The sequence below is a fragment of the Pseudomonas sp. HLG18 genome (assembly GCF_051903985.1).
In the GTDB taxonomy this organism is placed as follows: domain Bacteria; phylum Pseudomonadota; class Gammaproteobacteria; order Pseudomonadales; family Pseudomonadaceae; genus Aquipseudomonas; species Aquipseudomonas fluorescens_BT.
Map to the genome: position 1 here is coordinate 4918741 of NZ_CP195831.1, position 13836 is coordinate 4932576.

At 61.5% G+C, this 13836-nt stretch carries 17 protein-coding genes; 9 read left to right on the forward strand and 8 right to left on the reverse strand.

Annotated features, from left to right (window positions below):
• Window positions 1-121 precede the first annotated feature (121 nt).
• Complete coding sequence (locus ACSPX5_RS22700; RefSeq protein ID WP_439820299.1) at window positions 122-781, reverse strand: glutathione S-transferase; 660 nt, start codon at window positions 779-781, stop codon at window positions 122-124.
• Between the two features lie 123 nt (window positions 782-904).
• Between ACSPX5_RS22700 and ACSPX5_RS22705 the strand changes: the two genes are divergently transcribed.
• The 3 genes from ACSPX5_RS22705 to ACSPX5_RS22715 all read left to right on the forward strand — a co-directional run bounded on the left by ACSPX5_RS22705 (window position 905) and on the right by ACSPX5_RS22715 (window position 4664).
• Window positions 905-1189, forward strand: coding sequence for a hypothetical protein (locus ACSPX5_RS22705; protein ID WP_085689966.1), 285 nt, complete (start codon window positions 905-907; stop codon window positions 1187-1189).
• A gap of 190 nt (window positions 1190-1379) precedes the next feature.
• Window positions 1380-1625 carry a TIGR02647 family protein gene (locus tag ACSPX5_RS22710; RefSeq protein ID WP_007951883.1) on the forward strand — a complete coding sequence of 82 codons (246 nt, stop codon included), beginning with the start codon at window positions 1380-1382 and terminating at the stop codon, window positions 1623-1625.
• A 195-nt stretch (window positions 1626-1820) separates the two neighbouring features.
• Window positions 1821-4664 (forward strand): class I adenylate cyclase, encoded by a 2844-nt coding sequence (locus ACSPX5_RS22715; RefSeq protein ID WP_439820300.1) that lies wholly within the window; start codon window positions 1821-1823, stop codon window positions 4662-4664.
• Window positions 4665-4671: 7 nt separating this feature from the next.
• Here ACSPX5_RS22715 and rnk read toward each other — a convergent pair whose 3' ends face one another.
• From rnk to cyaY, 3 genes are all read right to left on the reverse strand, one after another.
• Window positions 4672-5082, reverse strand: a complete 411-nt coding sequence (rnk, locus tag ACSPX5_RS22720; protein WP_085708929.1) for a nucleoside diphosphate kinase regulator — start codon at window positions 5080-5082, stop codon at window positions 4672-4674.
• A gap of 129 nt (window positions 5083-5211) precedes the next feature.
• Window positions 5212-5430 carry a DUF1289 domain-containing protein gene (locus ACSPX5_RS22725; RefSeq protein WP_169432430.1) on the reverse strand — a complete coding sequence of 73 codons (219 nt, stop codon included), beginning with the start codon at window positions 5428-5430 and terminating at the stop codon, window positions 5212-5214.
• 1 nt (window position 5431) lies between these two features.
• Window positions 5432-5764, reverse strand: a complete 333-nt coding sequence (gene cyaY, locus ACSPX5_RS22730; RefSeq protein ID WP_114886277.1) for an iron donor protein CyaY — start codon at window positions 5762-5764, stop codon at window positions 5432-5434.
• Between the two features lie 239 nt (window positions 5765-6003).
• Here cyaY and lptM point away from each other — a divergent pair, with 239 nt between their 5' ends.
• The 6 genes from lptM to ACSPX5_RS22760 are packed head-to-tail and all read left to right on the forward strand — an operon-like array spanning window position 6004 to window position 10611.
• Entirely contained in the window at window positions 6004-6177 is a 174-nt protein-coding gene (gene lptM / locus ACSPX5_RS22735; protein WP_007951888.1) for an LPS translocon maturation chaperone LptM, read from the forward strand.
• A 9-nt stretch (window positions 6178-6186) separates the two neighbouring features.
• Window positions 6187-7434 carry a diaminopimelate decarboxylase gene (lysA, locus tag ACSPX5_RS22740; protein WP_169432431.1) on the forward strand — a complete coding sequence of 416 codons (1248 nt, stop codon included), beginning with the start codon at window positions 6187-6189 and terminating at the stop codon, window positions 7432-7434.
• 4 nt (window positions 7435-7438) lie between these two features.
• Window positions 7439-8269 (forward strand): diaminopimelate epimerase, encoded by an 831-nt coding sequence (gene dapF / locus ACSPX5_RS22745; RefSeq protein ID WP_439820301.1) that lies wholly within the window; start codon window positions 7439-7441, stop codon window positions 8267-8269.
• A 13-nt stretch (window positions 8270-8282) separates the two neighbouring features.
• Window positions 8283-9008, forward strand: coding sequence for a DUF484 family protein (locus ACSPX5_RS22750; protein WP_169432433.1), 726 nt, complete (start codon window positions 8283-8285; stop codon window positions 9006-9008).
• 2 nt (window positions 9009-9010) lie between these two features.
• Window positions 9011-9910, forward strand: a complete 900-nt coding sequence (gene xerC / locus ACSPX5_RS22755) for a tyrosine recombinase XerC (protein WP_323159705.1) — start codon at window positions 9011-9013, stop codon at window positions 9908-9910.
• Complete coding sequence (locus ACSPX5_RS22760; RefSeq protein ID WP_323159704.1) at window positions 9907-10611, forward strand: HAD family hydrolase; 705 nt, start codon at window positions 9907-9909, stop codon at window positions 10609-10611. Before xerC ends, ACSPX5_RS22760 begins: the two co-directional genes overlap by 4 nt.
• Before the next feature lie 64 nt (window positions 10612-10675).
• On the opposite strand, the gene sutA is transcribed toward ACSPX5_RS22760, so the two are convergent.
• From sutA to glnK, 4 genes are all read right to left on the reverse strand, one after another.
• A complete protein-coding gene (gene sutA, locus ACSPX5_RS22765; protein WP_007951900.1) occupies window positions 10676-11002 on the reverse strand; it encodes a transcriptional regulator SutA in 327 nt (108 codons plus the stop codon).
• Between the two features lie 102 nt (window positions 11003-11104).
• On the reverse strand, window positions 11105-11530 hold the full coding sequence (locus tag ACSPX5_RS22770) for a secondary thiamine-phosphate synthase enzyme YjbQ (RefSeq protein ID WP_439820302.1): 426 nt from the start codon (window positions 11528-11530) through the stop codon (window positions 11105-11107).
• A gap of 215 nt (window positions 11531-11745) precedes the next feature.
• Window positions 11746-13083 carry an ammonium transporter gene (locus ACSPX5_RS22775; RefSeq protein WP_027610437.1) on the reverse strand — a complete coding sequence of 446 codons (1338 nt, stop codon included), beginning with the start codon at window positions 13081-13083 and terminating at the stop codon, window positions 11746-11748.
• Window positions 13084-13120: 37 nt separating this feature from the next.
• On the reverse strand, window positions 13121-13459 hold the full coding sequence (gene glnK / locus ACSPX5_RS22780; RefSeq protein ID WP_002555808.1) for a P-II family nitrogen regulator: 339 nt from the start codon (window positions 13457-13459) through the stop codon (window positions 13121-13123).
• Window positions 13460-13836 lie beyond the last annotated feature (377 nt).

Sequence of the window (13836 nt, forward strand, 5' to 3'; positions counted from 1 at the left end):
AAAGCTTCGCGAGCAAGCCCGCTCCCACATTCGATCTGCTGCGAACACCGAATGGTGTCCAATCGAGATCAAGTGTGGAGCGGGCTTGCTCGCGAAAGCTATCTCGAAAGCACCAAAAAACTTACTTCTTCGCAGCGATCATCGCCAAAAACGCCGGCATCGCCGCGTCCTTGTCCGCGGCAATCTTCTGCACGTGCGAATTCTGCTCAAGTCGCTCCAGCAACGCCTTGGCCTTCGGCATGTCCGCCAGCAGATCCAGACCGAACAGCTTGTGCCCCACCGCAGCCGCCAGCGGCACGCTGTAGAGGAAGTACAGGTCAGCGATGCTCAGGCTGTCGCCCGCCACATAGGGAGCGAACTTGCCATGGCGACCCAACGCGGCGAACCCCAGCAGCAGTTCGGTCCTGGACTTTTCCTTGATCGCTTCAGGCAGCACCGCGCCGAAAAACGCTTCGCCGAAGCAGGCCCGGGCCGGCAGTTCGATGTACAGCTCGATTTCCTTGGCCAGCGCCAGCACCTGGGCACGCTCGAACGCGTCGACCGGGAGCAGCGACACACCCTTGCCAGTACTTTCGAGGAACTCGAGGATGACCGCCGTTTCGTTGATGTAACCCCGCTCCGTGCCCAACACCGGCACCTTGCCGCGAGGACTGATCTTCAAAGACTCTGGAGTCTGGGCCGGATAGAACGTGACCTCTTCGAACGGCAGGCCTTTTTCCAGCAGCGCCAGTTTGACCATGTTGTAGTAGTTGCTGACTGAGAATCCGTAGAGCTTGAACATCACATAGCCTCCAGGCCGTGCGGGGTGGGCAGTGCCTGTTTATAGATCGCCCCGGGGATTCGTGCCAGCAGCATCACGCCGCTGAATGCGGGTAAACTGGCGCCTTTCCTTGAGGAGCCTGCCATGAGCGAGCCGACTGACATCGACAATGATGAAGAAGAGTTCACCGAATCGACGCTGATCGAAGCGATCGAGAACCAGATCGAAAGCGACAACCCGCCAGCGGCCAAGGCAACCTTCAACAAGCTGACCCTGGTCGGCTACGAGCGCGAAGACATTCTGAACCTGATGGCCCATGTGCTGGCCTACGAAATCGACGCTATGCTCGACGATGACCGCGCGTTCGATACCGAGTGGTACGAAACGGCGCTGCGCGCTCTGCCGGAACTGCCACCGGAAAAGCAGTAAACGGCCGCTCCTGTGGGAGCAGACCTGCTCCCACACAATTTGTCACCCATCTCTGCGGCCTTCTCCCGCCCTCTGACTACACTGGAATCCACCCCGGGACAAAAACCCTGGCACGCGTACTGGACAGGCCGCGCCGGCAGGTTCACCTTAGGGGCGCTGTCGTCCAATTCCTAGAAAGTCTGGAGTCCTTATGTCGCTTACCCCTGAGTTGGTTGCCGAACTGGAAGTCCTCGCACTCTTCAACCTGGACAGTTCCCAGGAAGGTCTGAAAATTCATCAGACCGCTGCCCCGAAGCACATTGCCGCTGCACAACGCCTGTTCGAAAAAGAACTGACAGACCAGCCTGATGGCGGTTACCTGACCAGCCTCGGTCGCGATGCCGCACAGAACGTGCAAACCGTACTGACGATTCTCAAAGAGCAACAAACCGCCTGATCCTCCCGACTTTGCCCACGGAAACCCCTGCCACGGGATTTCCGCGGGCCAGCCATGAACGTCGCCCCTCGCCGCGCGATAGAAATCTGACGTCAAAAAAACAAATTCAGCTTAAAACTCCTGCCGCTCAGGCGCTAAACTCCCGGACACCCGAGACCCCTTGCCTCCGAGCCCTGCGCGCCGGTTTGAGCCGACATGACCCTCACCCATGAAATCCGCCCCGACCTGGACGAAGGCATCGACCGCAAGGTTCTCAGCCAGCTGCGTGCACGCTTTCTCAAACTCAATGAAGGCCGCCTGAACCTGGCCCTCGAAGGCCTGTCGACACGCCAGCAAAGCGTGCTGACCCTGTTGCCGCTGTTTTTCCACGTCAATCATCCGCTGTTGCCCGGATATGTCTCGGGCAGCACGCCGGCCGGACTGTCGAATTACGAACCGGACGCCGATGCACTCGCCGAAGCCCAGCGCCTGACGCGTTCGTTTTCCTACAAGCCGCGCCATGGCAGCAATCCGCCACGGCCTATTCATGGTTTGTACCTGATGGGCAGCCTCGGCACCCTGGCCCAGGCCGACCAGAGCGACATGGACGTGTGGGTGTGCCACGCCCCCGACCTGAGCGACAGTGAACTGGCCGAGCTGCGTAAAAAGTGCCAGTTGCTCGAAACCTGGGCCGCCAGCCAGGGCGCGGAGGCGCATTTCTTCCTGATCGACCCGGCACGCTTCGTCAAAGGCGAGCGCGATACCCAGCTCAGCTCCGAAGATTGCGGCACCACTCAGCACTATCTGCTGCTGGACGAGTTCTACCGCACCGCGATCTGGCTGGCCGGGCGTACGCCGATCTGGTGGCTGGTGCCGGTCTACGAAGAACGTGCCTACGACGCGTACACCCACACCCTGATTTCCAAGCGTTTCATCCGCAACGATGAAACCCTCGACCTCGGCCCCCTGGCCCACATTCCGCCGGGCGAGTTCGTGGGCGCCGGGCTGTGGCAACTGTTCAAGGGCATCGAGTCGCCTTACAAGTCGGTGCTCAAGCTGCTGCTGATCGAGGTCTACGCCAGCGAACATCCGCAGGTGCAATGCCTCAGCCTGCGCTTCAAGCAGGCCGTATTCGCCAATCGGCTGGATCTCGACGAGCTGGATCCGTACATGGTGGTTTACCGCCGGATCGAGGAGTACCTCACTGCGCGCAACGAGCCGGAACGGCTGGAGCTGGTGCGTAGGGCGCTGTACCTCAAGATCAACCGCAAGCTCACCGGCAACAGCCGCACCCAGAGCTGGCAGCGCTCATTGCTGGAAAGACTGGCCAGCGAATGGCACTGGGACCAGCGGCAACTGGCACTGCTCGACAGCCGCAGCCAGTGGAAAGTCCGCCAGGTCAGTGCAGAGCGCCGTGCCCTGGTCAACGAGCTGAACTACAGCTACCGCTTCCTGACCCAGTTCGCCCGCACCGAACAGACCGTGAGCCTGATCAACAAGCGCGACCTCAACGTTCTCGGCCGGCGCCTGTACGCCGCATTCGAACGCAAGGCCGACAAGGTCGAGTTCATCAACCCCGGCATCGCCCCTGACCTGGCTGAAGACACCCTGACCCTGGTGCAGTCGCCGAACAAAAAGGAGCCCGGCCAAACCCAATGGGGCCTGTACAACGGCAGTCTCACGGCGCTGGAGTGGGAGCATTTCGCTCCGATCAAGCGCTGCCGGCATCTGTTGGAGCTACTGACCTGGTGTCACCGCAACGGCGTGATCGACAGCAGCACGCGACTGGCCCTGCACCCCGGCACCAGCGACATGAGCGAGTTCGAGCTGTTCAATTTGCTCGGCAGCCTGCAACAGAGCATTGCCCTGCCCCTGACCACGGTTGCAGAAGAACCACTGCTGCGCGCCAGTGTGCCGAGCGAGGTGCTGATGCTGGTGAATGTCGGGGTCGACCCGCTCAAGCATCACCGCGACCTGAACATCCTCATGACCACCGAGCGCACCGATTCCCTGAGTTATGCCGGGGTCCGCGAGAACCTCGTACTGACCCTCGATCAGGTCACGCTCAACAGCTGGAACGAAGTGCTGGTCAACCGCTTCGACGGCCCGCACGCGCTGCTCGACTGTCTGTGCGACTACCTCAACAACCTGCCGCGCGGACCGCAGCAGCCATCGCTGCGGGTACGTTGCTTCTGCCACAACCGCGCGCAATTCATCGCCCGCCGGGTAGAAGAAATCGTCGATACCGCGCAGACCCTGTTGCTCAGCGACTTGAATCACCGCTACCTGATCCAGGTGCAGCAGCACTATCACGTGCTGGAGCTGGTGCCGGGCCAGGTCAACCACGTCGCCCTCGCCACCCTGCCGGCGCTGCTCGATTATCTGGGCGAGGAACAGCCACGCTATAGCCCGCTGCACCTGGACCCGATGGCACTGGAAGACCACGACCTGGCGTTGATCCTGCCGATGGGCCAGCCCGAATGCATACAGGTGTTCTACCGGATCATCGAGCAAACAGCCGAGCTGTACGTACTCGACGAATTCAATGCGCTGTGGCAACAGCACTTGCCCTACCACGACGAGCAAAGCCTGTTGGTGCCGTTGCAGCGGTTCCTGCAATCGATCCAGTTCCGGCGCGAAGCGCTGCTGCCGATGGATGCGAGCCAGACCGCCAGCCTCGAAATCTCGTATTACCAGTTATTGCCATCAGGGCCGGGACGCGCACGACGGGTCGAAATGCGCCCCGCACCGCAGACGCCGGTCAACAAACCGTTCTACGACGTGCAGGCGATCGTCGGCAAAGCCGCGCCCGGCGAAGTGCAGGTCACGCTGTATTGCAATCAACGGGAATTCAGCGAGCTGGAACATGGCGACCAACTGTTCAGCGTGGTCGCCCGGGAAATCGTCGGCCAGCGCCGGGAAACCGAGCGCTACCGCTGCTACATCACCGACCTCGACCTCTCGGGCCTGCTCGGTGACGGGCAGAGTTCCAGCAATCTGTATCTGCGTTACAAGGCCGACCTGGAACGCTCTCTGAACGAGGCGCTCGAGCAGGTCTGAGGCGGGGTTACTCCGGAAAGTCGCCGCCGTTGGCCGGCTGCGATTCGACTTCGAGCAACGTCAGTTTCAGGGTCTTGCCGCCCGGTGCCGGCCAGTCGATGTGCTGGCCGACTTTCAGGCCCAGCAGCGCACTGCCGACCGGAGCGAGGATCGAGATTTTGCCTTCGTCGGCATTGGCGTGCTTCGGGTAGACCAGAGTCAGGTGGTAGTCCTTGCCACTGCCTTCTTCGCGACAGTGCACACGGGAATTCATCGTTACGACGTCGGCGGGCACTTCATCGTGGCCGACCAGGGTATCGGCGCGGTCCAGTTCGGTTTGCAGCGCGATCACGCCCGGCAGCGAGTCATCCAGGCTGTCGATCAGGCGCTCCAGACGTTGCACGTCCAGACGGGTAAGGGTGATGGAAGGTGCGGTCATGATCCGGGCAGACTCCTTTCTTCTGCACACAAAAAAAGCAAAACCCCGCCAAAAAAAGACGGGGTTTTCACCAGGCCTCGATGGGTTGAGGCGTTTCCGGACACTATCACAGCTCAAAAAATATACAAGCTACGTCCCGGACAGTTGCCTGCGTTGCATCGCCTGGGCACAGATAACCCGGCGGCGCTCGTCATCGGCCGAACGCCATTCACGGATGTCTTCGACATGCCGCAGGCAGCCGAGACAGACCTTCTGCTCATCCAGCCGACAGACGCCGGTGCACGGCGAAGGCACTGCCGGGCTGACGTTGCTGTAGAGCGGCTTGGCAGGCCGTGGCGCGGTACTCATCTCAGATTTCGTCGAAATCGAGTTTTTCGCCGGCGCGCTCCCAGACGATGCGCTCCAGCATTTCGCCCAGCAACTCTTCGGTTTTCTCGCAGACCCACTTGCCGGCCTGCTCGTCATAGTCGAAATGGAAACCGCCGGAACGGTCGGCCAGCCACAGCTGACGCAGAGGTTCCTGACGGCTGAAGATCAACTGACTGCCGTTGTCGAACTTGATAGTCAGCACACCGGCCGAGTTCTCCATATCCAGATCCAGGCCACTTTCATCAAAGATGTCCTCCAGCGCTTGCTGGGTGGCATCGACCAGATCATGGAAACGGGCTTCGGACAAACTCATTGCGGCAACCTCAAAAAATGTCTGATCAGGCTCAAGCGCCGCAAGATACGGACGCGGCCAGCCGATTGCAAAGGATAACGACCAAGCGCCCTGCCCGGCGACGAAATATGCACCCGCCTTGCAGGAAAAGTTTCCGCGCCGCAGCCCGAGCCCCGCCGGACGGGAGTTCCGTCGCATAGGCAAGCTGCCGGGTGGCCGGTATACTCCGGCGCAATTAACGCATATTCAAGGATTTCGCCATGAAGCGCCTGATCTCTTCCCTTGCTGCGCTCGTCGCGGTTGCCTGCCTCGTTTCGGCCTGCGGTCAGAAAGGCCCGCTGTACCTGCCCGATGAAGATCAGGACCCGGCCGAGCAAGCCCAGTCTTCGCAAAAGCAGCCTGTCTCCAAGGCACACAAGCACGACGTTTACTAAGGGATCGCCATGGACGCTTTTAACTACCGTGGCGGGGAGCTGTTCGCGGAAGGTGTGGCGCTGTCCGCCATCGCCGATCGCTTCGGCACACCGACCTACGTCTACTCCCGCGCCCACATCGAGGCCCAGTACCTGGCCTATGCCGATGCGCTGGCCGGCATGCCGCACCTGGTGTGCTTCGCGGTCAAGGCCAACTCCAACCTCGGCGTATTGAATGTCCTGGCCCGTATCGGCGCCGGTTTCGACATCGTGTCCCGTGGCGAGCTGGAACGCGTCCTGGCCGCTGGCGGCAGCCCGGACAAGATCGTGTTCTCCGGCGTCGGCAAGACCCGTGACGACATGCGTCGCGCGCTGGAAGTCGGCGTGCATTGCTTCAACGTCGAATCCACCGACGAGCTTGAGCGCCTGCAAGTGGTCGCCGCCGAGCTGGGCGTTCGTGCGCCGGTCTCGCTGCGCGTGAACCCGGACGTCGATGCCGGCACCCACCCGTACATTTCCACCGGTCTCAAAGAGAACAAGTTCGGCATCGCCATCGCCGACGCCGAAGACGTGTACGTGCGTGCCGCGCACCTGCCGAACCTGGAAGTGGTCGGCGTCGACTGCCACATCGGTTCGCAACTGACCACTCTGCCTCCGTTCCTCGATGCCCTCGATCGCCTGCTGGATCTGGTCGATCGCCTCGGCGATTGCGGCATCCACCTGCGCCACATCGATCTCGGTGGCGGTCTGGGTGTGCGTTATCGCGATGAAGAGCCGCCATTGGCCGCCGATTACATCAAGGCCGTGCGCGAGCGTCTGGTCGGTCGTGATCTGGCGCTGGTGTTCGAACCGGGCCGCTTCATCGTCGCCAACGCCGGCGTGCTGCTGACTCAGGTCGAGTACCTCAAGCACACCGAACACAAGGACTTCGCCATCGTCGATGCGGCGATGAACGACCTGATCCGCCCGGCGCTGTACCAGGCCTGGATGGACGTGACCCCGGTCAAGCCCCGCGAGACCGCTGCGCGCACCTATGACGTCGTCGGCCCGATCTGCGAAACCGGCGATTTCCTCGCCAAGGAACGCGAACTGGCGCTGGAAGAAGGCGATCTGCTGGCCGTGCATTCGGCCGGCGCCTATGGTTTCGTAATGAGCTCCAACTACAACACCCGCGGCCGTGCCGCCGAGGTGCTGGTAGATGGCGATCAGGCATTTGAAGTGCGTCGCCGCGAGACCGTGGCCGAGCTGTTTGCCGGCGAAAGCCTGCTGCCGGAGTAACCCCATGCTGCTGCGTTTTACCAAGATGCACGGCCTGGGCAACGACTTCATGGTTCTCGACCTGGTCAGCCAGCACGCGCATATTCAGCCCAAGCACGCAAAAATGTGGGGCGACCGGCACACCGGCATCGGTTTCGACCAGTTGCTGATCGTCGAAGCGCCGAGCAATCCGGATGTGGATTTCCGTTACCGGATCTTCAACTCCGACGGTTCCGAAGTGGAGCAGTGCGGCAACGGTGCGCGCTGCTTCGCCCGCTTCGTGCTCGACAAGCGTCTGACCGCCAAGCGGCAGATCCGCGTCGAGACCAAGGGCGGCATCATCGAACTGGACGTGCGTAACGACGGCCAGATCAGCGTGAACATGGGCGCCCCGCGCCTGGTGCCGGCGGACATTCCGTTCCAGGCACCGGAGCAGGCCTTGAGTTATCAGGTCGATGTCGACGGTAAGCCGGTCGAATTGGCCGCAGTGTCCATGGGCAACCCCCATGCGGTGCTGCGAGTCAGCGATATCAACACTGCACCGGTGCATGAACTGGGGCCGAAAATCGAACACCATCCGCGCTTTCCGGCGCGGGTCAACGTCGGTTTTCTCCAGGTCATCGACCGCCATCGCGCACAATTGCGCGTCTGGGAGCGCGGTGCCGGGGAAACCCAGGCCTGCGGCACCGGTGCCTGCGCTGCTGCTGTAGCTGCGATCAGCCAGGGGTGGATGGATTCGCCACTGCTGATCGACCTGCCGGGCGGGCGCCTGTCCATCGAATGGGCAGGCCCCGGCCAACCGGTGCTGATGACCGGCCCGGCAGTGCGTGTATACGAAGGACAAGTGCGTCTTTGAGTGAGCAGAAGCCATGACCGACAAGCCTCAGGTACCCGCCCGAAAGTCCACTGAAACAGCGCCCGAAAGTCTGGAGGCGGCAGCGGTTGCCGCGTACCTGGAGGCTCATCCGGATTTCTTCATCGAACACGAAGAGCTGCTGCCGTCCCTGCGCATTCCTCATCGTCGCGGCGACACCGTATCGCTGGTCGAGCGCCAGATGTCCATCCTGCGCGACCGCAACATCGAGATGCGCCATCGCCTCTCGCACTTGATGGACGTGGCCCGGGACAACGATCGCCTGTTCGACAAGACCCGTCGCCTGATCCTCGCCCTGATGGACGCTGCCACTCTGGAAGATGTGGTGATCAGCGTCGAAGACAGTCTGCGTCAGGATTTTCAGGTGCCCTTTGTCAGCCTGATCCTGCTCGGCGACAACCCGGCCCCGGTCGGCCGCTGGGTGACCCACGCCGACGCACAAACCGCCATCGGTGGATTGCTCACCGAAGGCAAGAGCGTCAGCGGCAGCCTGCGCGAGCATGAGCTGGACTTCCTGTTCGGCGAGGAGCAGCGCAAGCAGATCGGCTCCACCGCCGTGGTCGCCGTCAGCCATCAGGGCATCCACGGAATCCTGGCCATTGCCAGCCGTGATCCGCAGCACTACAAGAGCTCGGTCGGCACGCTGTTCCTCAGCTACATCGCCGAAGTCATGGGCCGCGTGCTGCCACGGGTCAACAGCTCCCTGCGCTCGGTACGCTGAGCATGGAACGACAACTGGACGCTTACTGCGAACACCTGCGCAGTGAGCGGCAGGTGTCGCCGCACACGCTGTCGGCCTACCGCCGCGACCTCGATAAAGTCCTCGGCTGGTGCAACAAACAGAACATCGGCAGCTGGCAGGCGCTGGACATCCAGCGCCTGCGCAGCCTGATCGCCCGCCTGCATGCACAGGGCCAGTCCTCCCGCAGCCTGGCACGCCTGCTTTCGGCGGTGCGCGGGCTCTATCACTACCTGAATCGCGAAGGCCTTTGCGATCACGACCCGGCTACCGGCCTGGCACCGCCCAAAGGCGAGCGCCGCTTGCCGAAAACCCTCGATACCGACCGAGCGCTGCAACTGCTCGAAGGCGCAGTCGAGGACGACTTTCTGGCCCGGCGCGATCAGGCGATTCTGGAATTGTTCTATTCCTCCGGCCTGCGGCTGTCGGAGCTGACCGGGCTCAACCTCGATCAGCTCGATCTGGCCGACGGCATGGTCCAGGTGCTCGGCAAGGGCAGCAAGACACGCCTGCTGCCCGTCGGCAAAAAGGCTCGGGAAGCGCTGGAGCAATGGCTGCCGCTGCGGGCGCTGACCAACCCGTCGGACGACGCCGTGTTCGTCAGCCAGCAAGGCCGCCGCCTCGGCCCGCGAGCGATTCAGGTGCGGGTCAAACTGGCCGGCGAGCGCGAACTGGGGCAGAACCTGCACCCACACATGTTGCGACATTCCTTCGCCAGCCATTTGCTCGAGTCCTCCCAGGACCTGCGCGCGGTGCAGGAACTGCTCGGCCACTCGGACATCAAGACCACCCAGATCTATACCCACCTGGACTTCCAGCACCTGGCGGCGGTCTATGACAGCGCCCACCCACGGGCCAAACGCATGAAAGGCGACGATTCATGAGCATCCAGTTGATCACCTTCGACCTCGACGACACCCTGTGGGACACCGCCCCGGTGATCGTCAGCGCCGAAGCGGTTTTGCGTGAATGGCTGGGCGAACATGCACCGAATCTGGGCGCGGTGCCGGTGGAGCATCTGTGGTCGATCCGCGAGCGGGTGCTGGCCAGCGAACCGGGGCTCAAGCACCGCATCAGCGCGTTGCGGCGGCGGGTGCTGTTCCATGCGCTGGAAGAAGCCGGGTACGCCCACGGCGAAGCGTCGGATCTGGCGGACAAGAGTTTTGAAGTGTTTCTGCATGCCCGGCATCAGATCGACGTGTTCCCGGAAGTCGAGCCAATCCTGGAAACCCTCGCCAAACACTACGCCCTCGGCGTGGTCACCAACGGCAACGCCGATGTGCGTCGCCTCGGGCTGGCGGACTACTTCAAGTTTGCGCTGTGCGCCGAAGACATCGGCATCGCCAAGCCGGATGCGCGACTGTTCCATGAAGCGTTGCAGCGCGGTGGCGTGAACGCCGAAGCGGCGGTGCATATCGGTGATCACCCGGGGGATGACATCGCCGGGGCTCAGCAGGCCGGTCTGCGAGCGATCTGGTTCAACCCGGCCGGCAAGGTCTGGGAAGCGGAGCGCCTGCCGGATGCCGAGATTCGCAGTCTTAACGATCTGCCCGCGGTGCTCGCCCGCTGGAACAGCCTCGGCTAGTTTCTTTCGCCCATGAAAAAGCCCGCAGCGACGGCGGGCTATTTCAGCAAGCAAGCGACACGCCTCAGATAGGGCGGCTGCCGTACTTGTTGTCCGGCTTCTTGGGCGGATCGGCGACCACGTTGGCCTCCACTTCCTGAACCTTGCCACCGCGCGCAAGGAATTCTTCCATGGCCTTGGCCAGGGCGTCGCGCTCCTTGTTCTTGGCTTCGATGCTCGGCAACTCGTCGACCGACACCGCAGCCTTGGCTTTACCTTTGGCAGCCGGGGCCGGCGTATCGTCACCGCCATCGTCTTCAGCAACGTCTTCCGCTGCTGCTTCCAGACCGTCTTCGGCCTCGTCTTCGTCGCCTACTTCGAGGTCGTCGTTTTCCAGATCATCGTCGCTCATGTTCTACCTCATGACTTGCGAAAAGCAGATTAGTTATAGACCAGCTTTGGCGACTGTCGAAAGTCGCCGGAAAAAAATCGGTAACCATTGGTGACCAACGGCTTATGCCCCTTCACCGTGCAAGGTGGCGAGGACTTTACGGGCACCGCCATGATCACGGTGCTCGCCCAGATAAACGCCTTGCCAGGTACCCAGTGCCAGTCGACCCGCCGTTACCGGCAAACTGATCTGACAGCCCAGCACGCTGGCCTTGAAGTGCGCCGGGAGGTCGTCCAGGCCTTCGTCGTTATGCTCATAGCCGTCTGCTCCTTGTGGGATCAGACGATTGAAAAATCGTTCGAAGTCGCGACGTACCGCCGGATCGGCGTTCTCGTTGATGGTCAACGACGCCGAGGTATGCTGCAGCCACAAATGCAACAGACCGACCCGGCATGCCCTGAGTTCAGGCAGGCCGGCGAGCAACTCGTCCGTCACCAGATGAAAGCCCTGGGGCCGTGCCCGCAGGGTTATCAGAGTCTGTTGCCACATACAGTTCTCCGCACGTTCGGGGCGCATTCTAGCGCGCTCTGGAAAAAAACAAAGGCCCTAATATTCCTTCAATGATGTAAGCCTTTGGCCGCAGAAAAACACTCGTCGTAAACACGACCAAAGCAGTACGAAAAATCCTTTCAGCTGTATCAGGGAAGACAAATTCCAGACAAAAAAATACCCGGCGAGCCGGGCAAGTTTTTTGCGGCGCGTGCTTACAGGTTGTAGCCGCGCTCGTTGTGTTGTGCCAGATCCAGGCCGACCGATTCTTCTTCCTCGGTCACGCGCAGACCCATCACGGCATCCAGCACCTTGAGGATGATGAAGGTGACGATGGCGGTGTAGATCACGGTGAAGCCGACGCCTTTGCACTGAATCCACACTTGTGCGGCGATGTCGGTGACGGTGCCGAAGCCACCCAGCGACGGTGCGGCGAACACACCGGTCAGGATCGCGCCGAGGATACCGCCGATACCGTGCACGCCGAAGGCGTCCAGGGAGTCGTCATAACCGAGTTTGCGTTTCAGGGTGGTGGCGCAGAAGAAGCACACCACGCCTGCCGCCAGACCGATCACCAGTGCGCCCATCGGGCCCACGGTACCAGCGGCCGGAGTGATCGCGACCAGACCGGCAACGACGCCGGATGCGATACCCAGTGCGCTTGGTTTGCCGTGAGTGATCCACTCGGCGAACATCCAGCCCAGTGCGGCAGCGGCGGTCGCGATCTGAGTCACCAGCATCGCCATGCCGGCGGTGCCGTTGGCGGCCGCAGCGGAACCGGCGTTGAAGCCGAACCAGCCAACCCACAGCATCGCCGCGCCCATCAGGGTGTAACCCAGATTGTGTGGCGCCATCGGAGTGGTCGGGAAGCCTTTGCGCTTACCCAATACCAGGCAGGCAATCAGACCGGCCACACCGGCGTTGATGTGCACCACGGTGCCGCCGGCGAAGTCGAGTACGCCCCAGTCCCACATCAGGCCGCCGTTGCCGGACCAGACCATGTGCGCGATCGGTGCATAGACCAGGGTGAACCAGATGCCCATGAAGATCAGCATCGCGGAGAACTTCATCCGCTCGGCGAACGCACCGACGATCAGCGCCGGGGTGATGATCGCGAAGGTCATCTGGAAGGTGATGAACACCGCCTCAGGGAACAACGCCGCAGGGCCGGTCAGGCTCGAAGGTGTGACACCGGCGAGGAACGCCTTGCCCATGCCGCCGAAGAACGAGTTGAAGTTGACGACGCCCTGCTCCATGCCGGTGGTGTCGAACGCAATGCTGTAGCCATAAATGACCCACAGGATGCTGATCAGACCGGTAATGGCGAAGCACTGCATCATCACGGAAAGAATGTTTTTCGACCGAACCATGCCGCCGTAGAACAGCGCGAGGCCGGGAATGGTCATGAACAGCACGAGGGCTGTGGAGGTGAGCATCCAGGCGGTGTCGCCGGAGTTCAGGACTGGAGCTGCCACTTCGTCTGCCGCCATGGCCAGGCCGGGCATTACGATAGACAACAGGGCTCCTAGCCCTGCGAATTTACGCAGAGTCATATTGTTTTCTCCTGGGGCGTTGGGTTTGTGGCGGCGTTTAGATTGCGTCGGTATCGGTTTCGCCGGTACGGATGCGGATCGCCTGTTCCAGATTGACCACGAAGATCTTGCCGTCACCGATCTTGCCGGTGTTGGCAGCCTTGGTTATCGCCTCGATAACCCGATCCAGATCCTTGTCGTCGATGGCAACGTCGATTTTCACCTTGGGCAGAAAATCGACCACATACTCCGCGCCGCGATACAGCTCGGTGTGACCCTTCTGCCGACCGAAGCCTTTGACTTCAGTAACGGTAATGCCCTGCACGCCGATTTCGGACAGCGACTCGCGCACGTCGTCCAACTTGAACGGCTTGATGATGGCAGTGACTAGCTTCATGAAACTCTCTCCCGAATTGGTGGACTTGCCCCAGGAAAACAAACCCGACTCAAGTCTAAGCGCAGTGCCTGGCTTTGTAACGCTTCGTTGTCGACGCCAGCTAACCGCTCCAGACGAAACTCCCCGCTCCGTCTGCCGCACTGCATTCGTCACAGCGACTGCATCAGTGCATGGGTCGAAGGTGACTAAGCAGAAAGCTTGCCATCTCGCCAAAAACCACTGATTTCAATCCCTTGGCCGCTGTCGCAGATGCCATCACCCAAATGGCACGCGGGATACGCACAACAACGGTGCGCGGCCGTGCATCCCATTGCGCGAAAAGCGTGCATCCATGCCTGCGCCAATGACTATAGACACTGCGTGATACACTGCCGGCC